26 protein-coding genes and 1 tRNA gene are annotated in these 24930 nt (G+C 59.7%); 16 read left to right on the top strand and 11 right to left on the bottom strand.

Annotation, left to right across the window (positions count from 1 at the left end; translation table 11 throughout):
- The first annotated feature begins 32 nt into the window (after positions 1-32).
- From atpA to RCH06_RS02310, 4 genes are all read left to right on the top strand, one after another.
- Positions 33-1586, top strand: a complete 1554-nt coding sequence (atpA, locus tag RCH06_RS02325; RefSeq protein ID WP_327079821.1) for a F0F1 ATP synthase subunit alpha — start codon at positions 33-35, stop codon at positions 1584-1586.
- 151 nt (positions 1587-1737) lie between these two features.
- The gene (gene atpG, locus RCH06_RS02320) at positions 1738-2604 is read left to right on the top strand and encodes a F0F1 ATP synthase subunit gamma (RefSeq protein ID WP_327079820.1); all 867 of its coding nucleotides are present in this window, start codon (positions 1738-1740) and stop codon (positions 2602-2604) included.
- Between the two features lie 41 nt (positions 2605-2645).
- Entirely contained in the window at positions 2646-4073 is a 1428-nt protein-coding gene (gene atpD / locus RCH06_RS02315; RefSeq protein ID WP_327079819.1) for a F0F1 ATP synthase subunit beta, read from the top strand.
- Between the two features lie 98 nt (positions 4074-4171).
- Entirely contained in the window at positions 4172-4588 is a 417-nt protein-coding gene (locus RCH06_RS02310; RefSeq protein ID WP_327079818.1) for a F0F1 ATP synthase subunit epsilon, read from the top strand.
- A 253-nt stretch (positions 4589-4841) separates the two neighbouring features.
- Here RCH06_RS02310 and RCH06_RS02305 read toward each other — a convergent pair whose 3' ends face one another.
- From RCH06_RS02305 to RCH06_RS02295, 3 genes are read right to left on the bottom strand one after another with little or no spacing between them, the layout of a single operon-like run.
- Positions 4842-5372: a TPM domain-containing protein gene (locus tag RCH06_RS02305; protein ID WP_327079817.1), complete on the bottom strand. Its 531-nt coding sequence runs from the start codon at positions 5370-5372 to the stop codon at positions 4842-4844.
- Between the two features lie 5 nt (positions 5373-5377).
- Positions 5378-6340 (bottom strand): TPM domain-containing protein, encoded by a 963-nt coding sequence (locus RCH06_RS02300; RefSeq protein ID WP_327079816.1) that lies wholly within the window; start codon positions 6338-6340, stop codon positions 5378-5380.
- A gap of 8 nt (positions 6341-6348) precedes the next feature.
- Positions 6349-6948 carry a LemA family protein gene (locus tag RCH06_RS02295; RefSeq protein WP_327079815.1) on the bottom strand — a complete coding sequence of 200 codons (600 nt, stop codon included), beginning with the start codon at positions 6946-6948 and terminating at the stop codon, positions 6349-6351.
- A gap of 253 nt (positions 6949-7201) precedes the next feature.
- On the opposite strand from RCH06_RS02295, the gene RCH06_RS02290 reads away from it, so the two are divergent.
- Positions 7202-8194 (top strand): YheT family hydrolase, encoded by a 993-nt coding sequence (locus RCH06_RS02290; protein ID WP_327079814.1) that lies wholly within the window; start codon positions 7202-7204, stop codon positions 8192-8194.
- A 52-nt stretch (positions 8195-8246) separates the two neighbouring features.
- The gene (locus RCH06_RS02285) at positions 8247-8807 is read left to right on the top strand and encodes a DUF2946 family protein (RefSeq protein WP_327079813.1); all 561 of its coding nucleotides are present in this window, start codon (positions 8247-8249) and stop codon (positions 8805-8807) included.
- A gap of 111 nt (positions 8808-8918) precedes the next feature.
- Here the strand turns inward: RCH06_RS02285 and RCH06_RS02280 are convergent, their stop codons facing one another.
- The gene (locus RCH06_RS02280; RefSeq protein WP_327079812.1) at positions 8919-9812 is read right to left on the bottom strand and encodes a c-type cytochrome; all 894 of its coding nucleotides are present in this window, start codon (positions 9810-9812) and stop codon (positions 8919-8921) included.
- A 200-nt stretch (positions 9813-10012) separates the two neighbouring features.
- On the opposite strand from RCH06_RS02280, the gene RCH06_RS02275 reads away from it, so the two are divergent.
- The 3 genes from RCH06_RS02275 to RCH06_RS02265 all read left to right on the top strand — a co-directional run bounded on the left by RCH06_RS02275 (position 10013) and on the right by RCH06_RS02265 (position 11460).
- Positions 10013-10088, top strand: a tRNA-Arg gene (locus RCH06_RS02275).
- 368 nt (positions 10089-10456) lie between these two features.
- A complete protein-coding gene (locus RCH06_RS02270) occupies positions 10457-11170 on the top strand; it encodes a YebC/PmpR family DNA-binding transcriptional regulator (protein ID WP_327079811.1) in 714 nt (237 codons plus the stop codon).
- 53 nt (positions 11171-11223) lie between these two features.
- Positions 11224-11460, top strand: a complete 237-nt coding sequence (locus RCH06_RS02265; protein ID WP_327079810.1) for a DUF2789 domain-containing protein — start codon at positions 11224-11226, stop codon at positions 11458-11460.
- Between the two features lie 283 nt (positions 11461-11743).
- Here RCH06_RS02265 and RCH06_RS02260 read toward each other — a convergent pair whose 3' ends face one another.
- Positions 11744-12061 (bottom strand): high-potential iron-sulfur protein, encoded by a 318-nt coding sequence (locus tag RCH06_RS02260; protein WP_327079809.1) that lies wholly within the window; start codon positions 12059-12061, stop codon positions 11744-11746.
- A gap of 548 nt (positions 12062-12609) precedes the next feature.
- Here RCH06_RS02260 and RCH06_RS02255 point away from each other — a divergent pair.
- Positions 12610-13581 carry a Bug family tripartite tricarboxylate transporter substrate binding protein gene (locus tag RCH06_RS02255; protein ID WP_327079808.1) on the top strand — a complete coding sequence of 324 codons (972 nt, stop codon included), beginning with the start codon at positions 12610-12612 and terminating at the stop codon, positions 13579-13581.
- Positions 13582-13605: 24 nt separating this feature from the next.
- Entirely contained in the window at positions 13606-13980 is a 375-nt protein-coding gene (locus RCH06_RS02250; protein ID WP_327079807.1) for a hypothetical protein, read from the top strand.
- A gap of 170 nt (positions 13981-14150) precedes the next feature.
- On the opposite strand, the gene RCH06_RS02245 is transcribed toward RCH06_RS02250, so the two are convergent.
- Complete coding sequence (locus RCH06_RS02245; RefSeq protein ID WP_327079806.1) at positions 14151-15842, bottom strand: AMP-binding protein; 1692 nt, start codon at positions 15840-15842, stop codon at positions 14151-14153.
- Positions 15843-16161: 319 nt separating this feature from the next.
- Between RCH06_RS02245 and RCH06_RS02240 the strand changes: the two genes are divergently transcribed.
- Complete coding sequence (locus tag RCH06_RS02240; protein WP_327079805.1) at positions 16162-16647, top strand: hypothetical protein; 486 nt, start codon at positions 16162-16164, stop codon at positions 16645-16647.
- A 14-nt stretch (positions 16648-16661) separates the two neighbouring features.
- On the opposite strand, the gene RCH06_RS02235 is transcribed toward RCH06_RS02240, so the two are convergent.
- Complete coding sequence (locus RCH06_RS02235; RefSeq protein WP_327079804.1) at positions 16662-17888, bottom strand: multidrug effflux MFS transporter; 1227 nt, start codon at positions 17886-17888, stop codon at positions 16662-16664.
- Entirely contained in the window at positions 17885-18745 is an 861-nt protein-coding gene (rsmI, locus tag RCH06_RS02230) for a 16S rRNA (cytidine(1402)-2'-O)-methyltransferase (RefSeq protein ID WP_327079919.1), read from the bottom strand. The genes RCH06_RS02235 and rsmI overlap by 4 nt, the downstream gene beginning before the upstream one ends.
- A 74-nt stretch (positions 18746-18819) precedes the next feature.
- Here rsmI and RCH06_RS02225 point away from each other — a divergent pair, with 74 nt between their 5' ends.
- The 3 genes from RCH06_RS02225 to RCH06_RS02215 all read left to right on the top strand — a co-directional run bounded on the left by RCH06_RS02225 (position 18820) and on the right by RCH06_RS02215 (position 20644).
- On the top strand, positions 18820-19257 hold the full coding sequence (locus RCH06_RS02225; protein ID WP_442799579.1) for a YraN family protein: 438 nt from the start codon (positions 18820-18822) through the stop codon (positions 19255-19257).
- Positions 19258-19379: 122 nt separating this feature from the next.
- Positions 19380-19979, top strand: coding sequence for a phosphoheptose isomerase (locus RCH06_RS02220; RefSeq protein WP_327079802.1), 600 nt, complete (start codon positions 19380-19382; stop codon positions 19977-19979).
- Positions 19976-20644 carry a BON domain-containing protein gene (locus RCH06_RS02215; protein ID WP_327079801.1) on the top strand — a complete coding sequence of 223 codons (669 nt, stop codon included), beginning with the start codon at positions 19976-19978 and terminating at the stop codon, positions 20642-20644. The genes RCH06_RS02220 and RCH06_RS02215 overlap by 4 nt, the downstream gene beginning before the upstream one ends.
- Before the next feature lie 60 nt (positions 20645-20704).
- On the opposite strand, the gene RCH06_RS02210 is transcribed toward RCH06_RS02215, so the two are convergent.
- From RCH06_RS02210 to RCH06_RS02200, 3 genes are all read right to left on the bottom strand, one after another.
- On the bottom strand, positions 20705-21607 hold the full coding sequence (locus RCH06_RS02210) for an NAD(P)-dependent oxidoreductase (protein ID WP_327079800.1): 903 nt from the start codon (positions 21605-21607) through the stop codon (positions 20705-20707).
- Between the two features lie 73 nt (positions 21608-21680).
- Positions 21681-22817, bottom strand: a complete 1137-nt coding sequence (locus tag RCH06_RS02205; RefSeq protein WP_327079799.1) for a PilT/PilU family type 4a pilus ATPase — start codon at positions 22815-22817, stop codon at positions 21681-21683.
- Between the two features lie 239 nt (positions 22818-23056).
- Positions 23057-24100, bottom strand: coding sequence for a type IV pilus twitching motility protein PilT (locus RCH06_RS02200; RefSeq protein ID WP_327079798.1), 1044 nt, complete (start codon positions 24098-24100; stop codon positions 23057-23059).
- A 44-nt stretch (positions 24101-24144) separates the two neighbouring features.
- On the opposite strand from RCH06_RS02200, the gene RCH06_RS02195 reads away from it, so the two are divergent.
- Positions 24145-24873, top strand: a complete 729-nt coding sequence (locus RCH06_RS02195; protein ID WP_327079797.1) for a YggS family pyridoxal phosphate-dependent enzyme — start codon at positions 24145-24147, stop codon at positions 24871-24873.
- Positions 24874-24930: the final 57 nt, after the last annotated feature.

Below are 24930 nucleotides of genomic sequence, written 5' to 3'. Positions count from 1 at the left end.
TTAGCCAATAACATAGAAAGAAGGAAAGAGTCATGCAACTCAATCCCGCAGAAATTTCTGAACTGATCAAGAGCCGTATCGAAGGCCTCGCCGCAAGCAGCGACATCCGTAACCAAGGCACCGTGGTGTCGGTGGCCGACGGTATTGTCCGCATCCACGGCCTGTCCGATGTGATGCAGGGCGAGATGCTTGAATTCCCCGCCACGGCGGATGGCACGCCAACTTTTGGTCTGGCACTGAACCTGGAGCGCGACTCGGTCGGCTCCGTGATTCTGGGCGAGTACGAACACATTGCTGAAGGCGATACCGTCAAATGCACGGGTCGTATTCTGGAAGTGCCGGTGGGCCCTGAGCTGCTTGGCCGCGTGGTCAATGCGCTGGGTCAGCCGATTGACGGCAAAGGCCCGATCAACGCCAAGATGACCGACGTGATTGAAAAGGTTGCGCCTGGCGTGATCGCCCGTAAATCGGTCGATCAGCCTTTGCAAACCGGCATCAAGTCGATTGACTCGATGGTTCCGGTCGGTCGTGGCCAGCGCGAGCTGATCATTGGTGACCGCCAGACCGGCAAAACTGCCGTTGCCATTGACGCCATCATTGCCCAAAAGGGCCAAGGCGTTTCGTGCGTGTACGTGGCAATTGGCCAAAAGGCCTCTTCCATCAAGAACGTGGTGCGCTCGCTGGAGCAAGCCGGCGCCATGGAGTACACCATTGTGGTGGCTGCGTCGGCTTCTGAATCGGCTGCCATGCAGTACGTCAGCGCCTACTCGGGTTGCACTATGGGCGAATACTTCCGCGATCGCGGTGAAGACGCGCTGATTGTGTATGACGACTTGTCCAAGCAGGCCGTGGCTTATCGCCAGGTTTCCTTGTTGCTGCGTCGTCCACCAGGTCGCGAAGCCTATCCTGGCGACGTGTTCTATCTCCACAGCCGTCTGCTGGAGCGTGCCGCCCGCGTGAACGAGAAGTATGTTTCTGATTTCACCAAAGGTGCAGTGACTGGCAAGACCGGCTCACTGACTGCGTTGCCAATCATTGAAACGCAAGCCGGTGACGTGTCTGCTTTCGTCCCAACCAACGTGATTTCGATTACCGATGGCCAGATCTTTTTGGAAACCAGCCTGTTCAATGCCGGTATCCGCCCCGCCATCAACGCCGGTATCTCGGTGTCGCGCGTCGGTGGTGCTGCCCAGACCAAGCTGATCAAGAACCTGTCCGGTGGTATTCGTACCGACTTGGCCCAGTACCGTGAATTGGCTGCGTTTGCGCAGTTTGCTTCCGATCTGGACGAAGCGACCCGCAAGCAGCTGGACCGTGGTGCCCGCGTGACCGAGCTGCTCAAGCAGGCGCAGTACTCACCGTTGTCGATTTCCAACATGGGCGCTACGCTGTTCGCTGTGAACAAGGGCTTTATGGACGACATCGAAGTCAAGAAGGTACTGGCTTTTGAAAGCGGCCTGCATGCATGGCTCAAGGACAAGAATGCGGCCCTGATGGCCAAGCTCGAAGCCAACAAAGCCATGGACAAGGATGCCGAGGCCGAGTTGACGACTGCTGTGACTGCGTTCAAGAAAACGTTTGCCTGAGCAATAGCAATCGACCTATGAGCGCAGTGAACACCAGTACGGGCCGCCTTTTAAAGCAGGGGCCGCGGAACCGGCTCTGCCGGATCGCAGGCGCAGCGGCCCCTTCTGGGGGCAGCGCATTACATGAAATGAAAAGCGTGGGGGTCCAATAATGGCAGCAGGCAAGGAAATACGCGGCAAGATCAAGTCGGTGGAAAACACCCGCAAGATCACCAAAGCCATGGAAATGGTGGCGGCCTCCAAAATGCGCAAGGCGCAGGAACGGATGCGCGCAGCCCGTCCTTACAGCGACAAGATTCGTAACATTGCCGTCCACCTGAGTCAGGCTAACCCCGAATACACCCATCCGTTCATGGCGCCCAACGAGGCTAAAACGACCGGGTTTATCGTGGTCACAACCGACAAGGGTTTGTGCGGCGGTTTGAATACCAACGTGTTGCGTATTCTGACAGCGAAGCTCAAGGAATTGCAGGCTGCAGGCGAAGATGCCCAGGCCGTTGCCATTGGCAACAAGGGTTTGGGTTTCCTGAACCGCATCGGCGTCAAGGTCGTGGCGCATGCCACGCAGCTGGGCGACAAACCGCATCTGGACAAGCTGATCGGCCCCGTCAAGGTGCTGCTCGATGCGTACAGCGAAGGCAAGATCAAGGCGGTTTACCTTTGCTACACCCGCTTTGTCAACACGATGAAGCAGGAATCGGTCGTTGAGCAGTTGCTGCCCCTGAGCGCAGAGCGCATGCAGGCGGACAAAGACCAGCACAGCTGGGACTATCTCTATGAGCCGGATGCGCAAACCGTGATTGATGAGTTGCTGGTTCGCTACGTTGAGGCGCTGGTTTTCCAGGCAGTGGCCGAAAACATGGCTTCCGAGCATTCGGCCCGCATGGTGGCCATGAAGTCTGCCACCGACAACGCCGGTAGCGTGATTGGCGAGTTGAAACTGATTTACAACAAAACGCGTCAAGCGGCGATCACGAAAGAACTTTCGGAAATCGTTGCCGGTGCTGCAGCGGTTTAAGCTGCGATTTGCAAGATTTAAAGAACGAAAAGGATTCGGTCATGGCTCAAGAGAATCTACAAGTGAACACAGGCGTTCAGGGCAAGATTGTTCAGTGTATTGGCGCGGTGGTGGACGTGGAGTTTGCACGTAACCAGATGCCGAAAATTTATGACGCCCTCAAGATGGAAGGCTCCGCACTGACGCTGGAAGTCCAGCAGCAGATGGGTGACGGCATTGTGCGCACGATTGCGCTGGGTACGTCTGACGGCCTGCGTCGCGGCAACATGGTGTACAACACCGGTTCCCCGATCACGGTTCCCGTCGGCAAAGCCACGCTGGGCCGCATCATGGACGTGCTGGGCGCGCCGATTGACGAGCGTGGCCCGGTCAGCCAGGAACTCACCGCTTCCATCCACCGCAAGGCCCCGGCCTATGACGAATTGAGCCCTTCGCAAGAACTGCTCGAAACCGGCATCAAGGTGATTGACCTGATTTGCCCGTTCGCCAAAGGCGGCAAAGTGGGTCTGTTCGGCGGTGCCGGTGTCGGTAAGACCGTGAACATGATGGAGTTGATCAACAACATCGCCAAGGCGCACTCGGGTTTGTCCGTGTTTGCCGGTGTGGGCGAGCGTACCCGCGAAGGCAACGACTTCTACCACGAGATGGCCGATTCCGGCGTCGTGAACCTTGAGAAGCTCGAAGACTCCAAAGTCGCGATGGTCTATGGCCAGATGAACGAGCCCCCAGGCAACCGTTTGCGCGTGGCGCTGACCGGCCTGACGATTGCCGAGTCCTTCCGTGACGAAGGCCGCGACGTGCTGTTCTTCGTGGACAACATCTACCGTTACACCCTGGCCGGCACCGAAGTGTCCGCCCTGCTGGGCCGTATGCCTTCCGCCGTGGGCTACCAGCCAACGCTGGCCGAAGAAATGGGTCGCCTGCAAGAGCGTATTACCTCGACCAAGGTCGGTTCCATCACTTCCATCCAGGCCGTTTACGTGCCTGCCGATGACTTGACCGATCCATCGCCTGCCACCACCTTTGCTCACCTGGATTCCACCGTGGTGCTGTCGCGTGACATCGCTTCGCTGGGTATCTATCCGGCGGTCGATCCGCTGGACTCGACCAGCCGCCAGCTTGACCCTAATGTCGTGGGTGAAGACCACTATGCAACCGCCCGTGCGGTGCAGGGCACGTTGCAGCGTTACAAGGAATTGCGCGACATTATCGCGATTCTGGGCATGGACGAATTGGCACCAGAAGACAAGCTGGCCGTGGCCCGTGCCCGGAAAATCCAGCGTTTCCTGTCACAGCCGTTCCACGTCGCTGAAGTGTTCACCGGCTCGCCCGGCAAGTACGTCAGCCTGGCCGAAACCATTCGCGGCTTCAAGATGATTGTGGCTGGCGAGTGCGACCATTTGCCAGAGCAGGCCTTCTACATGGTCGGCACCATCGACGAAGCCTTCGAAAAAGCCAAAAAGATGTAGTAAAGCCGGCCTTTGTCTGATCTGCGGTGTGGCCTCACGGCTTTCAGCGGATCACTGCAAAGGCCAACTTTGCCCACACCTTTTAAATTGGAGTACGTATGAATACCATGCACGTCGATGTCGTCAGCGCAGAAGAGTCCATCTTCTCCGGTGAAGCCCGATTTGTGGCTTTGCCAGGCGAAGTGGGCGAACTGGGCATCTACCCGCGCCACACCCCCCTGATTACCCGCATTCGTCCGGGCACCGTGCGCATTGAAAAAGCGGACGGCACGGAAGAGTTTGTGTTTGTCGCCGGTGGCCTGCTGGAAGTGCAGCCCAACTGCGTGACCGTTTTGAGCGACACGGCCATTCGCGGCAAGGATCTGGACGAAGCCAAAGCAACGGCGTCCAAGGCCCTGGCTGAAGAAGCGCTGAAGAACGCGAAAACCGATATTGATATCGCAATGGCCCAGTCAGAGCTCGCCGTCATGGCTGCCCAGATTGCCGCGTTGCGCAAATACCGCCAGAAAAAATAAGCTCAATACAACGCAGACTTCGGTCTGTAACTGCAGCGTTCTGTCAAAGGAATCTGCATCCAGCCCCTGCCGCAAGCCAGGGGCTTTTTCATGCCTGCATGACCAAATCCCTGAATGCTGAGTAAATTTGAAAAAACTCGATAGAGTTCAGAAATTTTTCTGAGTTTATATACGAAAAATGGCTCAGGCGCTTGTCCAATATGCGCTATCAGCTATAAAAATAGTAGCGGTCAGCACAGGCCGCCGTCTTGCGTCACTGCAGCAGCGGCGTGTCAGGCAGTTCGTTGGGATAAGGCGATGACGCATCGATACGCGGAAAATGTGCCACCAGCACGCCCGAAGTTTCTTCCAGCGCCTGCGTCAGCCCGTCTTCATAGCGATTTTCCTGGAAGGCACCGCTCATATTGGCTACGACAGACTGCCAATGCGTAGCTTCAACAGGGTGCATCAAGCCCCTGTCAGCGATGATTTCAATCGCATGCTCTGCCAGCAACACATAAATCAGCACGCCGTTGTTGTGCTCGGTGTCCCAGACGCGCAGTTTGCCAAACATTGTCAGAGCGCGTTGCCGGATCAGCTCGCCCAGCGTGGTGTCACGGTCCAGCCGCCACAGGTAACTGGCAGGCAATGAAGACTCGACGCAGATCCGGATTTGCCCCGTGTGACGCTGTTCGCTGGCTGCGACCCGTTCGGCCAGCCGCTGCACCATGTCGGGCGGGATGGCGCGCCGGGTGTCGGCTTCGTCCAGCCACAGGTGTTTAAGCAAAAGGGCGAATTTGCTCATCGTGCTTACCAACTACCTGACGCGCCGCCGCCGCCGAAATTTCCGCCGCCGCCACTGCTAAAACCACCGCCACCACCGCCTCTGCCACCCCCGAAACCGCCACCGCCAAAGCCGCCACCGCCACTCCAGCCCGAAGAGCCGCCGCCACGCGTCATGCCGGCCAAGCCGCTCATCAGCGCGAACACCATGCCTGCCAAAGCTGCAATGGCGCCAATCACCAGGCTGCTGCTGAAAAGCCACGCCAGCACACCCACTGCACCGCCCGTAGCAACCGAACCCAGCTTGCGCCCCAGCACACTCGACAGCACACGGCCACCGATGGGCACTGCAACAAACAGGAATACGGCCAGCGTGGTCCAGTCAAAGCCGCCGTTTAGATTGCGGGTATTGGCGCTGCCTTGGGGAGGTGTGGGCAAGTTTTCGCCGCTGATGAGCGCAATGATCTGGTCGGTGCCAGCATTCAGTCCACCGGCAAAATCGCCCTGTTTGAACCGTGGCGTGATGGCGTTTTCGATGATTCTGCTGGCCATCAAGTCGGGAATGGGGCCTTCGAGCGTCTTGGTCGTTTCGATGCGCACGGTGCGGTCATTTTTGGCCACCACCAGCAGCAAGCCGTCGCCAATGCTTTTACGCCCGATTTTCCAGCTGTCGCCGATCCGCTGGGCATAGGCCGCAATGTCTTCGGGCTGGGTGGTGGACACCATCAGCACCACCACCTGCGCGCCGCGCGCCTTTTCAAAAGCGGTCAGCTTGGCCTCCAGCGCTTCGCGTTGCGCGGCGCTGAGGGTGCCCGTACTGTCCATGACATGCGCCGTCAGGGTAGGGACGGGTTGAACGCCTTGCGCCCAGGCCGTAAAGCTGGCGAATGACAGGCAGAGCGTCAGCAGCAGGCCCGAAACCAGCCGGCCGGGCGACGGCGCCAGTTTGCCAAACAGCGCAGATAACAGGAGGCGAAGCGGGATTTGCATCGAGCCGCTTATTTCTTGTTGAAATCAACCACCGGCGGGGTCGAAATCTGGGCTTCGTTGGCGACTGCAAAGCTGGGCTTGACCTTGTAGCCAAAAATCATCGCAGTCAGGTTGTTCGGGAAGCTGCGTGCCAGCACGTTGTATTCCTGCACCGTCTGGATGTAGCGGTTGCGTGCCACGGTGATGCGGTTTTCAGTGCCTTCGAGCTGCACCCGCAGATCGCTGAAGCCTTTGTTCGCTTTCAGATCGGGATAACGTTCGCTGACCACCATCAGGCGGCTCAGGGCACTGCCCAGCTCGCCCTGCGCTGCCTGAAACTTGCTGAAGGCGGCCGGATCGTTCAGCGTTTCAGGCGTGACCTGAATCGAAGTGGCCTTGGCGCGCGCCTCAATTACCTTGGTCAGCGTGTCTTGCTCGAAAGCCGCTTCGCCCTTGACCGTGGCCACGATGTTGGGCACCAGGTCGGCACGGCGCTGGTATTGGTTCAGCACTTCAGCCCAGGCGGATTTGGTTTGCTCGTCCAGGGTCTGGAACTGGTTGTAACCACAGCCCGACAGCAGCAAGCTGAGCAAGGCGACGAAAGATAAACTTAATAGACGAAATGACATGTAAAAGCCTCCAAAATTCAAGCCGCAACACTACCATAATTGAAGCTATGCGGGCGTGCCTGAGTGCAAGCACAGTGCTGAACATCCTCCAAAAAAACAGCCCGCAGCATCTTTATTCAATGTCTTTTCCCGACTGACCCCGATTGGCCCCATGCGACACCCCAAAGCACCCCTTGTCAAACCCCGCTCCTTGCATGCGTTGCAGCAAGTGTAAAAAATGCCCTTTGTGCATTAATGACGGGCGTTGGCAGCTATGAATTACGGAGCGCCCTGGTGGCTGCCTGATGGCAATACGCAGACGATCTGGGCCGCTTTGCGTGCCCGTCGCTTCATCGGTCAGGCGCCCGTGTTTCGCCGCGAGCGGTGGACAACGCCTGACAGCGATTTTGTGGATGTGGACTGGCTCGAGGAGACGCCCCCGCAGCAGGGACTGCCGCCAATTGCGTCCAAACAGCCGCTGTTGGTGGTTTTTCATGGGCTTGAAGGCTCATCGGCCAGCCACTATGCCCAAGCCTTTGCCAGCGTTGCCAGTCGCCGGGGCTGGGCTTGCGCCGTGCCGCACTTTCGCGGTTGCTCGGGCGAACTCAATCTGGCACCGCGTGCCTATCATTCCGGTGATTTTGCTGAAATCGACTGGTTGCTCAGGCGCTTTGCTGCCCAGCACAACGGGCCGGTCATGGCCGTGGGTGTTTCTTTGGGCGGCAACGCCCTGATGCGCTGGGCGGGCGAAATGGGCGTGCAGGCCGGGCAGGTGGTCGCGGCTGTGGCATCGGTTTGCGCACCGCTGGATCTGGCGGCCAGTGGCCGGGCGATTGGCCAGGGCTTTAACCGGCAGGTGTACACCCGCATGTTTCTCAAGTCCATGCGGCCCAAGGCGCTGCAAAAGCTGGCCCAGCACCCCGGCCTGTTCGACCGCGACGCGCTGCTGGCGGCGCGCGATCTTTATGAATTTGACAATATCTTTACCGGCCCGGTGCACGGCTTCAAAGGCGTGGATGATTATTGGTCGCGCGCCTCGGCCAAGCCTTATATGAGCCAGATTGGCGTGCCTGCGCTGGCGCTGAATGCCTTGAATGACCCCTTCATTCCGGACACAAGCCTGCCCCGGCCTGCCGATGTCAGCCCTCAAGTCACCTTGTGGCAGCCGGCGCAGGGCGGCCACGTCGGCTTTCCTTCATCAAGCTTCCCGGCGCATGTGCGCGCCATGCCGGAGGCAGTTTGCAGCTTCCTGGCCGCACAGCTTTGAGCCAACGCACCTACAAACCACAGGGCGGCTCAAAGCAGCGCAAAATAGGCAGATGGATGACATTGTTCGACAAGCGATTGCTAAGTGGCCCAACGTTCCCGACTGCTACGGCTGGCTCGGTCTGGATGCACGCGGAAACTGGTACATGCGCGACGACCAGGCGCAAGCCGCCGGGCCTTTCGCGCGTGCAGAGGGCGACGACGGCCAAGCGCCCAGCAAGGGATCGCTGCTGCTGCACGACAAGCTGATTGATTTCATTCAGCGCAATTACGAGAGCGATGCCAGCGGCCAGTGGTTTTTCCAGAATGGTCCCCAGCGCGTGTATGTTGAGCTCGAAGCCACGCCGTTTATCTGGCGCGTCGATCCAGCGCCCGGTTTTGGCGTGACAGCGCATACCGGCCAGACGGCACGCGTCCAGCGCTGCCTGCTGGACGAACAGGGCCGGCTTTACCTCGAAACCGATCTGGGTTTTGGCTTGGTCCACACGCAAGACATGACGCATGCGGCGGATGCCATTGAACAGGGCTTGTGGGTGCCGCAAACGCTGCAGGCTGCTCAACTGCCGGGTCGATTTGTCTATGTGCGCAGTCCAAGCTTGCTACAAAAAACATAGCTGACTGCGCACGCCTTACTTGCGCATCGGCTTATTTCTATTCAAAAAAGCAATTTAGCCATTAAAAAAGCCGGTCAGTGATCGGCTTTTTGTCTTGAGGGCTTTTGTGCCTTATTTGGCAGCGTTCACCATGTAGACAACGGCTGAATGGATGTCTGCATCAGAGGCGGCAGAACCGCCTTTGGGTGGCATGGCGCCTTTGCCTTTAATGGCGCTGGCGGTCAGCGCGTCGAGACCGGTCTGGATACGGGGCGCCCACGCTGCCTTGTCGCCAAACTTGGGTGCACCGGCCACGCCTGCAGCATGGCAGGCAACGCAAGCTTGTTTGTAAAGGGCTTCACCCGCGCCCGAGTCTGCGGCGGCAACCTGCGTGGTTGGGGCCGGTGCAGCAGGTGCGGCAGGTGTTTCTGCCGGGGCAGCGGCAGCAACCGGTGCAGCGGCCGAAGCGGGTGCAGCAGCTGGAGCAGCCGCCGCGTCTGCCGCAGGTGCGGCGCCTGCTGGTGCTGCAGGTTCTGCAAATTTGCCGCCAGCGGCCGCCGTCATGTAGACCACCGCACGGCCAATCTCGATATCCTGAAAATCGCCGCCGCCCTGCGCAGCCATGGCACCCTTGCCTTTGAGTGCTGAATTGAGCAAAGCTTCATAGCCGGTCGCAATGCGAGGCGCCCAGGCAGCGGCATCGCCGAATTTGGGGGCTCCAGCTGCGCCTGTTCCGTGGCAGGCAATGCACTGGCCTTTGTAGACTTCTTCGCCAGCGCGCAGAGGGCGGTTGGCGTCACGGATTTCAACCATGCCGACTTTCTGGATCCGATGGGCCACTGCCCGGTCAGCGTCATCAGCGCCCGCCAGCGGTTTATTGGCCGAGGTGACGTAATAAACCAGGCCAATAATGGCGAAAATTGGAACCACGAATGAGAAAAAAACAGCCGCCAGCAGTTGCTGGGGAGATTTGATCGGGCCGGTGTGGGCTTCTTCGTGGGCTGTGGTGTGATCGTTAGCGCTCATGGCGTCCTCAAAAAAACAAAAAATCGGGGACTGTTGCGGGCTGCTACAGCATCGGCGCATTATAGCGGCGGGTACGAAAATTCTGGAAGGCAGGGACGGCTGATAGAATCATGCGCTGTGTGCAGTGGTCATCACTGCGCAAAGATCAAAAAGCCTGAAGTTCGCACCCTCTTACTTTGGCGCAAATGATTTTCAGCGTTGCGGCTGTAGCTCAGTGGATAGAGTATTGGCCTCCGAAGCCAAGGGTCGTGGGTTCGATCCCCGCCAGCCGCACCATTCACGACACACTGAAACCCTTGTGTTTTTTGTCATCACGCCAACCTCGCTGGTTGGCGTTGTTGTTGGTGCCGAACGGACGCTGCCCTGTCTGCATGCGTTGAGCTTTCCAGTGTGACAAAAGTTGAACCGCCTGCGCCAACCGTGCCACCTGCTACCTGCCAGCGACCCGCCTCCTCGTTAATCACAGCTACTGCTCAAGCGTTTGCTCGCCAGCCTGCATGAATATTGCTCAGCCACCAATTGGCCGGGTGTATAAACTTCCCTTCGATGGATCGTGCGCCGAGCTTCTTGCTAGTCCGCACTCTCCCCCATAATTTCGGTCACATCAAAGCGCATTCACGCGCAAAAATCAAGGAGCATCCTTCATGGGCGCGCAATGGAAAGCTAAAGGCAAAGATCTGGCAGCCAATGCCAGGGGCCGTGTATTCGGCAAGCTGGTGAAGGAAATCATGGTGGCTGCGCGCAATGGCGCTGATCCTGCCATGAACCCGCGCTTGCGACTGGTGGTTGAGCAAGCCCGCAAGGCTTCAATGCCCAAGGACACGCTGGACCGGGCGCTCAAGAAGGGCGCCGGCCTGACTGATGAGCACGTTCATTTCGAGCATGTCATCTATGAGGGGTTCGCGCCGCACCAAGTGCCGTTGATGGTCGAATGCCTGACCGACAACGTCAAGCGCACCGCGCCTGAAATGCGGGTGCTGTTCCGCAAGGGCCAACTCGGCAGCTCGGGTTCGGTGGCCTGGGATTTTGACCATGTGGGCATGATCGAGGCCGCGCCGCTGACGCCGGATGCTGACCCGGAACTGGCCGCCATTGAGGCCGGTGCGCAAGACCTCGAGCCCGGCGAGGAAGAGGGCACCAGCCTGTTCCTGACTGAGCACGCCGATCTGGACCTGGTCAGCCGCGCTCTGCCGGCCTACGGCTTCAATGTGTTGTCTGCCAAGCTGGGCTACAAGCCGAAGAATCCGGTCAATCCGGCCAGCCTGAGCGCTGCCGATCTGGAAGAAGTCGAAGCCTTTCTGGCCGCCATCGATGCGCATGACGATGTGCAAAATGTCTATGTCGGGCTGGCAGGCTAAGCCTCGCTGAAGCCGTGGGCGCTGCATCAATTGAAATCAACCGGAGAGCCATCGTGGACCAACCTATTCACCATTTCAGCGAACTGTTTGCACAACTGGGGCTGGCTTCAGACGATCAGGCGATCGTGCAGTTTCTTGAGGCGCACAGACCCCTGGCTGACGGGATTGCGCTGGCCGATGCGCCTTTCTGGAGTGCGGCCCAAGCTGCTTTCCTGAGGGAAGAACTGCTTGAAGATGCCGACTGGGCCGAAATGGTTGACCAGTTGAATGTTGCCTTGCGGGCCGTTTGAGTCTGAATGGGTTGCAGATACCGGGTTTCAAGTAGGCTGCCGCCGAAAATTGGCACGAACGGGCAAAACCACAACACGCGATTTGGTCTGAGATGACTTTTTATTCCTTGACTGATTCAGCCGCTTATTGGGCTTTCAGGCTGGCGGGATATGCGCTGCTCAACCTGGGTGAGGATGCTGCGCTGATGGCCTTGATGTTCTGCTGAGCTGCAGCCTTGGACTCGCGTCCATTGGGCTGCAGGGTTTGGCAGGCGGCCCGACTGCTGTCAGGCCGCGAATGGCATTACGCCTTTTTTGCCCAGGCGCTGCACCAGGCTTTGGCCGCCACTTGCTTGCCGGCAAACAGCGGGCAGCCGGCAGCAGCGTCAGTCGCCTTGCCTTGGTAAAGCGCGCAATTGGCGCAATGCTGGCCTGCCGCGTACTTGGGGTACTTGACCTTGTCGGCCTTGGTGGCGTCGTTTTTGTAGCCCAGTGCAACGGCTTGTGGATCGGTTTCCTGCACTAGCGGTGCTGGAGCCTGCGCTTGCGCCAGACGCGTCGTAGCCAGAATACCCGCGCTCATGACGGACTGAATGACAAAGGTTCTGCGGTTCGATTTCATGTGGGTTCTCTTTTATTAAAACGGGACCTGGCCAGATACGACAGCAAGTAAATGGTCGTATCGACAAGTCATGGCGTCCCTGAAAACGGAGCGCCACATCAAGACCTGGCCATGTCCTGACTTTCAAGCCAATATAGGCATAAACAGTTTACTGCCAAGCGCTGACTCTCGCCAGTTCGTGCGCGCAATCCCGGTGACATATCGCAAACTGCGTGAATAAAAATGGCTTGCGGCTACTGTCTGAATGCTATTAAAAAAGGAGCTAATATCGCATGCAGGGTGTGCGCGAGCGGCCTATTTGTCTTGAAATTGGCAGTTGCAGGCATGCACGCCCCGACACTGTGGCAATCCGGCGTCCGCGCACTGCGGGGTTCGTGAAATTGATTCTTAAAGGGGAATAGCCGCAGCGCCATCATGCGGATTTCCAGGCGCGGTTATGCTTGCCGCGCCGCCCTGTCCGGGGCCGGTTTAGCCAAAGGGAGGTTCATCATCTTTCCCGTCAGGCTCAGGGCTTTTGTTCATTCTTTCAAACTCACGAGGTTTCCATCATGAAGCGACATTTCCTTCGCACTATTCCGGCACTGGTTGCCCTGTCGGTTTTGCCATTGTTTGCGGCGGCCCAGGCCGCCTGGCCGGCCAAGCCCATCACGCTGGTGTCGCCTTATGCACCTGGCGGCACGACCGACTTGCTGGCGCGCTTGCTCGCATCGAAGCTGCAGGGCGTTCTGGGCCAGACCGTCATCGTCGAAAACAAGGGCGGCGCAGGCGGCAATATTGGCACCGACTATGTGGCCAAGGCCAAGCCCGACGGCTATACGTTTTTGGTCGCCTCCAGTGGCCCGCTGGTGATTGCGCCTTCGCTTTACCCGAAACTGCCTTACCAGCCCAACACCGACTTCACGGCGGTCGCGCCGATTGCCAATGCGGCTTTCGTGATTGCCGTCAATCCCAAGTCCGGGCTGACCAGCGTCAAGGACATCATTGCCAAGGCAAAGACCGGCGATCTGGCCTTTGCGTCTGCCGGCTCGGGCACGCCGCAGCACATCATTGGTGAAATGTTCAACGTGCAGGCCGGCGTCAAGATCCAGCACATTCCCTACAAAGGCTCGGGGCCGGCCATGAACGACCTGGTCGGGGGTCAGGTGCCCATGACGTTCGAGAACCCGGTGCCCATCATGCCGCAGGTCAAGGCCGGCAAGCTCAAGGTGCTGGCCGTGACCAGCGCCAAGCGCTCGGCGGCGTTTCCCGACATTCCGACCGTCTCGGAACTGGGGCTGAAAGGCTTTGATGCACAGCCTTGGTACGGCGTGCTCGGCCCGGCCGGTGTCCCTACTGAAATTGCCGAGCGCATGAACAAGGAAATTCGCATCATTCTGGCGTCCACGGATGTCAAGGCGCGCCTGTTTGCCCTGGGTGCAGAACCGATGGACATGTCGACGGTGCAGTTCAAGAATTTCATCGCGGCAGACACCAAAAAATGGTCGGCCGTGGTGAAAGCGTCCGGCGCCACGGTGGACTGACCCAGGCAATACGGTGCGTTACGCATGACTCAATTGCTTGATGCCAAGGCGCTAAGACAAGCCTGTGTGGACAGTGTGACCAGTCCCTGCGCCTGCGCGCTGGGCGGCTGCCGCAGCTGGGAAAGCTTTACCGAAGACCGCTGGCCGGGCGAGCTGCTCCGGCCTGTCGGCACCCTGCGTGATCCTGCGATTGACGAGCCGACGCTGGAGGAATTTCATCCGAACGGTACGCGCTACGGCTCGCCCGATGCGCCGGTGGCGGTGGAATTTTTTCCGTGTAACCGGTGCGATGCCTACGCCTGCAACCGGTGTGGCCGCACACTGCTGAGGTACACCGAATACGGCGGCTACTACGTCGATCACCGGGTGCGCGAAATCCTGCCTGAACTGATTGTCTAGAACGCCAGCCGTTTGACGGGCAAGCAAAAAATACGAGTAAACAGGGATTTTTCGCTACTGTATTAATAGCTGATTGTGCATACACAGCGTGCGCAATCGGTCTTTTTAATGAAAAAACAGTGGTTTTCGGCTCAGAACGCATGCGCTCTGGTCGTCTGCAGCACCCGTGCTCAGTCGGTTTGCCAGATCACCTTCTTGCCAGACGCCTCCCAGCGTTCGTAGTTGGCGGAATAAATGTCCTCAATGCGGTTGCGCTTGACCTTGAAGGTGGGCGTGATGATGTCATTGTCTACCGTCCAGGCCGTGGTCACCACCACCAGGCATTTCAGCTGCTCATGCGGGTCCAGCGTGGCATTAACGCTTTGCAGGTGTGCGGCCAGCGATGTTTCCAGCTCCGCGCGTGCGGCCGCATCCCGTATACGGGCTACGGCTGGCTCGTTCAGCATCACAATGCCCAGCGGCTGGCCCAGGTTGGCACCGGTCACCACGCAGGCCTCGACGGCTTCGTGCATCACCAGCTTGTCTTCAATCGGCGCGGGTGCTACGTACTTGCCCTTGCTGGTCTTGAACAAGTCCTTGACACGCCCGGTGATATGCAGATTGCCCTGTGCATCGATCTTGCCTTTGTCGCCGGTGCGCAGCCAGCCGTCATCGGTCAAGGCGGCACGGCTTTGCACCGGGTCTTTGTAGTAGCCCATCATCAGGGCCGGGCTGCGCATGTGGATTTCGCCGGTTTCCGGGTCAATGCGGTCTTCCACGCCTTTGTAAGCCGGCCCCACCGAGCCTTGCTGATTGATGCCCGGTATCGTCAGGTGTGAAACCGCAAGGTTTTCCGTCAGGCCGTACCCTTCGTTGATGGGCAGGCCGAGCTTGCGATACCAGTTCAGCAGCGCCATCGGCATGGGCGCTGCGCCGCCCGCTGCAATGCGGCACTGGTCCAGCCCCATCGCCTTGAGAATCTTGCGCCGCACCAGGCCGCCAATAACGGGAATTGACAGCAGAAACTGGAGCTTGGCCGGCGGCATCTTGTGGTGAACACCCTGCTGGAACTTGACCCAGAGTCGGGGCACCGAGAAAAAGATCGTCGGGCGCGCGCGCTGCAAATCGGCTGAAAAAGTGTCAATCGAATCGGCAAAGTACAGGTGCATGCCGGTGCGCAGCCAGCCATGCTCGACCAGTACGCGCTCGACGACGTGGGCCAGCGGCAGGTAAGACAGCATGCGGTCTTCGGACGTCATGGTGATGCGTGTGATGCCGGCTTCAAGTGCCCACGCAAAACTGCCAAAGCTTTGCATCACGCCCTTGGGCTGGCCCGTGGTGCCCGAGGTGTAAATCAGTGTTGCCAGCTCTTGCGCGCCGCGATGCACCTCGCCCTGCAGGGGCGACTGGCGGGCGCAAAGGGCGTCCCAGCCTTCGCAGCTTTTGATGACATCGGGCGGAGACAGCGGGTAGCTGATGCAGGGCAGACCGGCGGGGATGCCGGGTTTCATGTTTTCCCAGGCATCGAGCTTGCCGACAAAGCAGGCTTTGGCTTCGCTGTGTTTGAGGATGTGGGTGATGGTGTCGGGCGCCAGCGTGGGGTAAAGCGGCACCGAGACATGCCCGGCCATCCAGATCGCCAGATCGCTCATCAGCCACCAGGCGCAGTTCTTCGACAGGATGGCCACGTTCGAGCCGGGCGGCCACCCTTGCGACTGCAGGTAAGCGGCCATGCGGCGCACCTGGTCAGCGACCTCGCGCCAGGTGAATTCATGAATCACACTGCTGCCCATAGGCTGCGTCAGGGTGATCTGGCCGGGCGTTGTTCTCTCCCAGTGGTACAGGCGTTGCAGCGCCAGCATGTCAGGCGAAAAAGGGGTCATGTGATGAGTCTCCTGGCGTTGTCATGAGAGGAAGGATGGCCGCGCTTGACCCTGTTTTGGGCACTGGAAAAACTGGAATATGGGTCGGGAATCAAGCCTTTATTCCTTGCCTATTGAGGCTGCAATCGGTCGGCCTGTCAATAGGCTGTAACCGGGGGGTACGCACTTTGCCGCCAGGATTTAAAGTCGGCGCTAGAGCGCATTTTTCACGCTTGAAAAGACACGGTCATGCGGTTTGACGGGCGTTGCCAGAGTTCGCCGCAGCTGAACATTTTCAATGCGCGCTGCTCGAACAATGCCCCGCAATCAGGAGTGATTCATGAAACTCGGCAAAACATTTTTTAGCCTGACTGTGGCTGCGCTGCTGCTGGCGGGCTGTGCTTTCACGCCGGTGACGCCGGGCATGTCGCAAGATGAAGTGATGGCCAGTTACGGCACACCGACGCGGGTGGTGGCCGTCAGCGCGGGCACGCGGCTGCAATACTCCGCCCAGCCGGCCGGACAGAGCGTGGTGATGGTCGATCTGGACGCTGCCGGCAGGGTGGTTTCGGTGCGGCAGGTCATGACGCTCAAGGAATTTTCAAAAATCGAGCCGGGCAAGTGGACGCGCGAGGACGTGGAACGCGAGTTTGGCCGGCCCGCAACCATAGACCGCGTGGCTTCCTGGTCTGGCGACATCATGACCTATCGCTGGCGCGATGCTTTGCAGGACATGTATTACTGGGTCTATCTGGACGCCGACAACCGGGTTCAGCGCACCGGGCAGGGCATGGAAATACCCATGAGGCTGTTCAACAGGGACTGATTGCAGGGGGGGCTTTATTGCACTGCGCGGCCAATTTCCGGCCAGCGGTGGTGCAGATACACCCAGGCGACCAGGCCAATGCACAGCATGCCCAGCGACACGGCGGCCAGCGCGGGCGTGGAATGCATCACCAGCGGCGCGATCACCCCGGCCACCAGCCCATTGGCCGTGGAGCCGATGAAGGCCTGCAGCGATGACGCCATGCCGCGCCGCTCAGGGTACAGGTCAAGCACCAGCAGCGTAACGACCGGCACCATCAGCGCCCAGCCAAAGGCAAAGATTGCAATCGGAAACAGCGCCCACGACACATGCGCGGTAAAAAACAGATTGGCTACCAGGTTGAACACGGCCGCTGTCAGCATGATGGCGAACCCGTGCCGAATTTGTTTTTTGGGCGGGATTTTTCCGGCCAGGCGGCCGCTCAACCAAGCGCCGGACATGATGCCGGAGATGGTCAGCATGAAAAACCAGAAAAACTGCGTGGGCTGCAACGCCAGGTGGTCACCCAGAAAAGCCGGCGCTGCGAGCACATACAAAAACATGCCATTGAAGGGAACGCCGCTGGCCAGCGCCAGCAGCAAAAAGCGCAGGCTCGAACCCAGTTGCCAGTAGCCCTGCATCAGGTGGCGCACCTTGAAAGGCTGGCGGGCTTCAGGCTCCAGGGTTTCAGGCAAAAACCTGTAGTTGGTCACCCAGAGCACGATGCCGACCCCGGTCAGAAACCAGAAAATGCTGTGCCAGCCCAGATGCACAAACAACCAGCCGCCGACGATGGGCGCCAGCGCGGGCGCGACGCCAAAATAAATCGTCACCTGGCTCATCACCTGCTGTGCCTGCGCCGGTGGAAACATGTCGCGTATCACTGCGCGCGACACGACAATGCCCGCCCCGGTGGACAGGCCCTGCATGGCCCTGAAAAACACCAGCTCCTCCACGTTTTGCGACAGCGCGCAGCCAGCCGACGCCAGCGTGAACATGGCAATGCCCCACAGCACCACCGGCCGCCGGCCAAAACTGTCCGCCAGCGCGCCATGAAACAGGTTCATGAAAGCGAAGCCGAACAGGTAGGCCGACAGGGTTTGCTGCATTTCCACCGGGCTGGCGCCCAGTGACCGGGCCATGCCCGAAAAAGCCGGAATGTAGGTGTCGATGGAAAACGGCCCCAGCATGCCAAGCACGGCCAGCAGGGCGGCCAATGCCCAGCGGGGGCCGCGCCAGAGTTGGTCAGCGTTCGGGTTCATTCTGTTTTGAGTCTCAATGCGCTTTCGTACAGCTCGTTGCGCGCCGCACCAGTAATGTCGGCAGCCAGCTTCACGGCGGTTTTCAGCGGCAATTCGGCGAGCAGCAGTTTGAGCACCCGCAGGCTGTCGTCGGGGCCTTCATGCGGGGCCGATGCGTGCAGCACCAAGGCAAATTCACCCCGCGTGCGCTGCGGGCCGGCTTCGAGCCAGTCTGCGAAATCCTGCGCGGGCAGGGTGGCAATTTCCTCGAACTGCTTGGTCAGCTCGCGCCCGACGGTGATGAGCCGGCCCTGCAATACGGCCAGCGCGCGGGCCAGTGCCTCGATGCGGTGCGGCGCTTCCAGAATCACCGTGGCCCGGGGGTCGGCTTGCAGCAAGGCAATCGCCTGGTCGCGCTCGCCAGCCTTGCTGGGTAAAAAACCGGCAAACACAAAACTGCTGCCATTGCCGTCGCTGCCTTCAGCGCGGGTCACGCCGGCGGCGCTGAGGACGGCGGTCACGCTGCTGGCACCGGGCAAGGGCATGACCTTGAAACCGGCGGCCCGCACGGCTGCCACCAGGCGCGCGCCGGGGTCGCTGACGGCGGGGGTTCCGGCGTCGCTGACATAGGCCACGCGCTCGCCGCGCTGCAAGCGCTCCACGACGCCTGCGGCGGCTTCGGCTTCGTTGTGCTGGTGGACGGCCAGCAAGGGTTTGTCAATGCCATACTGGCGCAGCAGCGGCTGGGTGTGGCGCTTGTCTTCGCAGGCGATGGCATGCACCAGTTGCAGTACGTGCAGGGCGCGCAGGGTGATGTCGGCCAGGTTACCAATGGGGGTGGCCACGACGTACAGCGTGGCTTCCGGATAATGCTGCATGCCGGCTGCGGCGCGTGCGGTGTCAAGTGCCAATTCGAAAGAAGCGTTCAATGTGGTTTTCCAGAAAACAGGCGGTGGCGGTGCCGCCGAAAAGTGTTGCAGGCAGCGCGACAACATGGCCGAAGAAGGTTACCACCAAGTCGCAAGGTGATGCTGCCGAGTCGGCCGCACGGGCCCATTTGGTTCGCGCCGGCCTGCGATGGGTGGAGTCCAATTATCGGACGCCCGGACGCGGCGGCGGCGAGATTGACCTCATCATGCGCACGCCCGACGGCACGCTCGTATTTGTTGAAGTGCGTCAGCGGACAAAGGCGTCGCATGGCGGCGCGGGGGCCAGCATCAGCAGTGCCAAGCAGCGGCGCATCATTTTTGCCGCTCGCCATTACCTGATGCGCTTTTCCAGCTTGCCGCCTTGCCGTTTTGATGTGGTGCTGGTCAATGGTGCGCTGTCTGAAGGCAGTCAGCCGCCGGCCAGCATCGAATGGCTGACAGCAGCGTTTGATGCCTCTTGAGCCACGGCCAGCCTTAAAAGTCCGGTGCTTCAGGCGGCAAATTTGTAACCAGGTTTTCCGGCCACCTCACTCAAGCGGTTCAGCCGTACAGTGGCGCGCGGTGACCCGCTATCATCAAGCCCATGCTTGAACAACGAATCGAACAGCAATTTATCGACAGCGCCGACCTGAAATACCAGTCGGCGCAAGTCCTTTCCAAACCCATCGCTGCAGCAGTGCATGCCATTTTGGCCAGCGTCACCAGTGGCAACAAGGTGCTGGCCTGCGGCAATGGCGGCTCGGCGGCCGATGCCCAGCACTTCGCGGCTGAGTTTGTCGGCCGCTACGAACGCGAGCGGCCTGAACTCGGTGCCATCGCATTGACGACGGACAGCTCCATCATCACGGCGATTGCCAACGATTACGATTTCAGCGTGATCTTCTCCAAGCAGGTGCGTGCGCTGGGCGTTGCCGGCGACGTGTTGCTGGCGCTGAGCACCAGTGGCAATTCGGTCAATGTGCTGGCTGCCATTGAAGCGGCGCATGAGCGCGACATGACCGTCGTCGCGCTGACCGGCCGGGGCGGCGGCAAGATCCAGCAAGCCCTGCGCGAAACCGATGTGCATATTTGTGTGCCGCATGAACGTACCGCCCGAATCCAGGAAGTGCATTCACTCGTGATTCACTGCATTTGCGACGGCGTGGATACCCAGTTACTTGGCGATCAGGAGTCTTCGGTATGAACCATGGTGTATTGAAACGATTGGCCTGCACGGTCGGTGCAGCGGTGTTGCTCTCGGGGGCGCTGACCGCCTGCGTGGGCCCGCTGATTGTCGGAGGCGCCATGGTGGGCGGTTCCTTGTTGGCGGTTGACCGCCGAACCTCGGGCGCCCAGCTTGACGACGAGGGCATCGAGTTGCGCGCAGCGAACCAGATCCGCTCCAATTTCGGCACGCGCGTCCGGGTCAGCGTCACCAGCTATAACCGCCAGGTGCTGTTGACTGGCGAAGTGCCCAACCTGAAAGACCAGCAGGCGGTTGAGCAAGTCGTCAAGCAGATAAACAACGTAGCATCGGTGGTCAATGAACTGTCCGTGATCGACACGCCGTCATTGATGGACCGGTCTGCCGATGCGCTGCTCACCGGCCGCATCAAGGCCATGCTGCTGAACGCCGGAGACTTGCAGTCCAATGCCTTCAAGGTGGTCACCGAGCGAAGCACGACCTATCTGATGGGGCGTGTCACCCAGCGCGAGGCTGACCGGGCCACAGAAGTGGCGCGTGCAACGCCGGGCGTACAAAAGGTCGTCCGGATTTTCGAGCTCATCAGCGAGCAGGAACTCAATCGCCTGAACACCGTGCCTGAGGGAGTTAAGCAACAGGCTGCCGACAAACCTGTGGGTATCTGAATTTGGGGCAGATTTTTGGCAACAGGCCTGAACAGGCCCGTTGCTTTAGGCGGGCGCTGCTTATGTCAAGCGCTTGACCAAGCTGGACGTATCCCAGCGCTGCCCGCCCATCGCTTGCACATCGCCGTAAAACTGGTCTACCAGCGCCGTCACGGGCAAACGCGCGCCATTGCGCCTGGCTTCGTCCAGTACCAGCCCCAAGTCCTTGCGCATCCAGTCAACGGCAAAGCCAAAATCAAACTGGTTGGCGACCATGGTTTTGCCCCGGTTGTCCAGTTGCCAGCTTTGCGCTGCGCCTTTGCCGATCACCTCAAGCACCTGGTTCATGTCCAGTCCGGCCTTTTGCCCAAAGGCGACCGCTTCGCTCAAACCCTGGACCAGGCCAGCGATGCAGATCTGGTTGACCATCTTGGTGATCTGGCCGGCACCGGCTTCGCCCATCAGCGTGAAGGCTTTTGAAAACGCCATGCCGACCGGCTTGATGCGCTCGAACGCCGCCGCTTCGCCGCCGCACATGACTGTGAGCGCACCGTTTTGCGCACCAGCCTGGCCGCCCGACACCGGCGCATCGATGAACTGCAGGCCCAGGCTTTTTGCTGCGGCGTAGAGTTCTCTGGCGACGTTGGCCGAGGCGGTGGTGTGATCGACAAAAACCGCACCCGGCTTCATGCCTGCAAATGCGCCGTTTGCTCCCAGCGTGACCGAGCGCAGATCATCGTCGTTGCCGACACAGCAAAAAACGATGTCGGCCTGGGCGGCGGCTTCGCGCGGCGTGGCGGCCCACGCGCCCTTGAATTCGGCTTTCCAGCTGTGAGCTTTGGCTTGGCTGCGGTTGTAGACCGTAACCTGATGCCCCGCCAGCGCCAAGTGGCCGGCCATCGGTGCCCCCATGACGCCAAGACCCAGAAAGGCCACCGGGACAGGGGTTGAAGATTCGTAGGTTTTGGGTTGGGTGCTGGGCATGGTGATCGGATGCACAAAAGGGGTTCAATGAACTGAACGCAAGCGCGCCGGGCTGCTGGCGTTCACCACGGCGTTACACGATGGAAAAGTGTTCGGTGCCTGCCGACAGGTCGGTGGATTTGGCGCGCTGTGAGTAAAGCTTGATCTGCAGCCGCAAGTCGTTGACAGAGTCGGCGTTGCGCAAGGCGTCTTCGTAGAGGATATGGTTGCCTTCAAAGGCATCAAACAGCGCCTGGTCGAAAGTCTGCATGCCCATGTTGCGGCTTTTCTTCATGATCTCCTTGATCTCGCTGACATCGCCCTTGAAGATCAGGTCTGAAATCAGGGGCGAGTTGAGCATGATCTCGACCGCTGCAAAGCGGCCTTTGCTGTCTTGCTTGGGAACGAGTCGCTGCGAGACCACCGCTTTGAGGTTGAGCGACAAATCCATCAAAAGCTGCGTCCGGCGCTCTTCCGGGAAAAAGTTGATGATCCGGTCCAGCGCCTGATTGGCGCTGCTGGCATGCAGCGTCGCCAGGCACAGGTGGCCGGTTTCGGCAAAAGCCAGTGCATGCTCCATGGTGTCGCGGTCGCGGATTTCGCCCATCAAAATCACATCGGGCGCTTGGCGCAAAGAGTTTTTCAGGGCTGCTTCCCAGCTGTCGGTGTCCAGGCCGACTTCGCGTTGGGTGACGACGCAGTTCTTGTGGGCATGCACAAACTCTACCGGGTCTTCGACCGTGATGATGTGGCCAAACGATTGTTCGTTGCGCCAGTCCAGCATGGCGGCCATGGTGGTTGATTTGCCTGACCCGGTGGAGCCGACCAAAATGACCAGGCCGCGTTTGGACAGCACCACGTCTTTCATGACCTGCGGCATGCCCAGGCCGTCCAGCGTGGGCAGTACCGCCGGAATAACCCGCATCACCATGCCGACCTTGCCCTGCTGCATGAAGGCATTGACGCGAAAGCGCCCGATGCTGGGTGGCGAGATGGCGAAATTGCATTCCTTGGTGCGCTCGAACTCGGCCGCCTGCTTGTCGTTCATGATGGCGCGCGCCAGCGTCAGCGTGTGGTTGGCATTGAGCGGCTGCGAAGACACCTTGGTCAGCTTGCCGTCGACCTTGATGGCCGGCGGAAAATCGCCGGTGATGAACAGGTCGCTGCCGCCACGGCTGATCATCAGCCGGAGCAGATCGTTGATGAATTTACTGGCCTGATCGCGTTCCATGAGATGTCCTGTCTGTTGTCAGTCCGGCTGCCGTACCGGACTGGTTGTCACTGAGTCTCTTGCTCACGACGCGCAAGCGCCGTGAGAGCTTGCGGGCCCGCCAGGCCCTGTCCAACAAACACGCTCAAAAAAACGGAACGTGTCGGGGCTGTGCGTGTCTGCGGCAGTCGGCGTGGACTGCTTGAGAAACCCGGTCAAGCCCTTCATGGTTTTCGTTCCTGCTTGTGCGCTGGGGGTTTTTAGCCGGGGAAGTTGTCGGGAATCTTGGCTTTGCCGCGCGCTTCTGCGGGCGAAATAAGGTTGCGCTTGACCAAATCGGTCAGGTTTTGATCGAGCGTCTGCATGCCTACGCTGTTGCCGGTCTGGATCGATGAATACATCTGCGCCACCTTGGCCTCGCGGATCAGGTTGCGGATGGCGCTCGTGCCCAGCATGATTTCATGCGCCGCCACCCGGCCCTGGCCGTCCTTGGTCTTGCACAGCGTTTGCGAGATCACCGCCTGTAGCGATTCGGACAGCATCGAGCGGATCATTTCCTTTTCTTCGGCTGGAAACACGTCAATGATCCGGTCAATCGTCTTGGCCGCGCTGGACGTGTGCAGCGTGCCAAACACCAGGTGGCCGGTTTCAGCCGCCGTCATGGCCAGGCGAATGGTCTCTAAGTCACGCATTTCGCCCACCAGAATCGCATCCGGGTCTTCGCGCAGCGCCGATTTCAGCGCGGCGGCAAAGCTCAGCGTGTGCGGGCCGACTTCGCGCTGGTTGATCAGGCATTTCTTGGACTCGTGGACAAACTCGATCGGGTCTTCGACCGTCAGGATGTGGCCGTATTCGTTTTCGTTCAGGTAATTGACCATAGCGGCCAGCGTGGTTGATTTGCCCGAACCGGTCGGGCCGGTCACCAGCACCATGCCGCGCGGCTTCATGGCCAGTTCGCCAAAAATCTTCGGTGCGCCCAGCTGCTCCAGCGTCAGGATTTTCGAGGGAATGGTTCGCAGCACCGCGCCGGCGCCCCGGTTGTGGTTGAAGGCGTTGACGCGAAAGCGCGCCAAGCCGTCAATCTCGAAGGAGAAATCGACCTCCAGAAACTCTTCATAGTGCTTGCGCTGGGTGTCATTCATGATGTCGTACACCATGGCATGAACCTGCTTGTGGTCCAGCGGGTCAATGTTGATGCGCCGCACGTCGCCGTGAACCCGGATCATGGGCGGCAACCCTGCCGATAAATGCAAGTCCGATGCCTTGCTTTTGACGCTAAACGCCAGCAGTTGCGTAATATCCATTGCGGGCATTCCTTGCAAATTGAATCTGAGCTTACAGTCGGATTATGACCACGATTTCGCATCATCTCCGCCTTGTCCATGACCGCATTAACGCCGCCAGTCTGGCCGCCGGGCGCGACCCCTCAAGCGTGCGCTTGCTGGCAGTTTCCAAAACCTTTGGGGCCGATGCGGTGATCGACGCCGTCCAGGCCGGGCAGCGTGCTTTCGGCGAAAACTACATTGCCGAGGGCGTCGAAAAAATCGACGCCTTGCGCCGCTGGCAGGCTGATGAAACCCCGCGCACCGGTGTCGCGACCGGGACGCTGGAATGGCACTGCATCGGCCCCATCCAGAGCAACAAGACGCGGCTGGTGGCTGAGCATTTCGACTGGGCGCAATCGGTGGACCGCCTGAAAATTGCCCAGCGCCTGAGCGAGCAACGCCCGCCGGCGCTGGCGCCATTGCAAGTGTGCCTGCAGGTCAATATCGACGGCGGCGTCAACAAGTCCGGCGTCGCACCCGGCGATGCGCTGGCGCTGGCCGCAGAAGTCGCCCGCTTGCCGCGCCTTGTGCTGCGCGGCCTGATGGCGATCCCGGAGCCTGCTATTGATTTTGTAGCTGCTTGCGCCCTGCACACGTGCGCAAGAGCCTTGTTTGATCAGATAAACGCTTCGGGTGAGTTGGCCGTGCCGATGGACACGCTGTCGCTGGGCATGACGGCAGACCTGGAGGCCGCCATTCGTGCCGGCAGCACGATGGTGCGGGTGGGAACGGCGATTTTTGGCGGCCGGTAGGTCGTTGCGCCCCCACGCTGGCCACTGCGTGTGCTGCGCTGTCCCCCGAGGGACTGA

Origin of the sequence: Polaromonas sp. CG_9.5 (genome assembly GCF_035984465.1) — a bacterium.
Taxonomy (GTDB): Bacteria; Pseudomonadota; Gammaproteobacteria; order Burkholderiales; family Burkholderiaceae_C; genus Polaromonas.
This window is presented reverse-complemented; position numbering and strand designations above follow the sequence as displayed.

Bases quoted from the DNA above. Each gene is read 5' to 3' on its own strand.
- atpA (WP_327079821.1), top strand. From the start codon at position 33: ATGCAACTCAATCCCGCAGAAATTTCTGAACTGATCAAGAGCCGTATC.
- RCH06_RS02205 (WP_327079799.1), bottom strand. From the start codon at position 22,817: ATGGAACGCGATCAGGCCAGTAAATTCATCAACGATCTGCTCCGGCTG.
- rsmI (WP_327079919.1), bottom strand. From the start codon at position 18,745: ATGCAGCATTATCCGGAAGCCACGCTGTACGTCGTGGCCACCCCCATT.
- RCH06_RS02200 (WP_327079798.1), bottom strand. From the start codon at position 24,100: ATGGATATTACGCAACTGCTGGCGTTTAGCGTCAAAAGCAAGGCATCG.
- RCH06_RS02250 (WP_327079807.1), top strand. From the start codon at position 13,606: ATGACTCAATTGCTTGATGCCAAGGCGCTAAGACAAGCCTGTGTGGAC.
- RCH06_RS02240 (WP_327079805.1), top strand. From the start codon at position 16,162: ATGAAACTCGGCAAAACATTTTTTAGCCTGACTGTGGCTGCGCTGCTG.
- RCH06_RS02300 (WP_327079816.1), bottom strand. From the start codon at position 6,340: ATGCAAATCCCGCTTCGCCTCCTGTTATCTGCGCTGTTTGGCAAACTG.
- RCH06_RS02290 (WP_327079814.1), top strand. From the start codon at position 7,202: ATGAATTACGGAGCGCCCTGGTGGCTGCCTGATGGCAATACGCAGACG.
- RCH06_RS02195 (WP_327079797.1), top strand. From the start codon at position 24,145: ATGACCACGATTTCGCATCATCTCCGCCTTGTCCATGACCGCATTAAC.
- RCH06_RS02255 (WP_327079808.1), top strand. From the start codon at position 12,610: ATGAAGCGACATTTCCTTCGCACTATTCCGGCACTGGTTGCCCTGTCG.
- RCH06_RS02270 (WP_327079811.1), top strand. From the start codon at position 10,457: ATGGGCGCGCAATGGAAAGCTAAAGGCAAAGATCTGGCAGCCAATGCC.
- RCH06_RS02215 (WP_327079801.1), top strand. From the start codon at position 19,976: ATGAACCATGGTGTATTGAAACGATTGGCCTGCACGGTCGGTGCAGCG.
- RCH06_RS02210 (WP_327079800.1), bottom strand. From the start codon at position 21,607: ATGCCCAGCACCCAACCCAAAACCTACGAATCTTCAACCCCTGTCCCG.
- RCH06_RS02305 (WP_327079817.1), bottom strand. From the start codon at position 5,372: ATGAGCAAATTCGCCCTTTTGCTTAAACACCTGTGGCTGGACGAAGCC.
- RCH06_RS02260 (WP_327079809.1), bottom strand. From the start codon at position 12,061: ATGAAATCGAACCGCAGAACCTTTGTCATTCAGTCCGTCATGAGCGCG.
- RCH06_RS02245 (WP_327079806.1), bottom strand. From the start codon at position 15,842: ATGACCCCTTTTTCGCCTGACATGCTGGCGCTGCAACGCCTGTACCAC.
- RCH06_RS02235 (WP_327079804.1), bottom strand. From the start codon at position 17,888: ATGAACCCGAACGCTGACCAACTCTGGCGCGGCCCCCGCTGGGCATTG.
- RCH06_RS02310 (WP_327079818.1), top strand. From the start codon at position 4,172: ATGAATACCATGCACGTCGATGTCGTCAGCGCAGAAGAGTCCATCTTC.
- RCH06_RS02295 (WP_327079815.1), bottom strand. From the start codon at position 6,948: ATGTCATTTCGTCTATTAAGTTTATCTTTCGTCGCCTTGCTCAGCTTG.
- atpG (WP_327079820.1), top strand. From the start codon at position 1,738: ATGGCAGCAGGCAAGGAAATACGCGGCAAGATCAAGTCGGTGGAAAAC.
- RCH06_RS02280 (WP_327079812.1), bottom strand. From the start codon at position 9,812: ATGAGCGCTAACGATCACACCACAGCCCACGAAGAAGCCCACACCGGC.
- RCH06_RS02220 (WP_327079802.1), top strand. From the start codon at position 19,380: ATGCTTGAACAACGAATCGAACAGCAATTTATCGACAGCGCCGACCTG.
- atpD (WP_327079819.1), top strand. From the start codon at position 2,646: ATGGCTCAAGAGAATCTACAAGTGAACACAGGCGTTCAGGGCAAGATT.
- RCH06_RS02285 (WP_327079813.1), top strand. From the start codon at position 8,247: ATGGATGACATTGTTCGACAAGCGATTGCTAAGTGGCCCAACGTTCCC.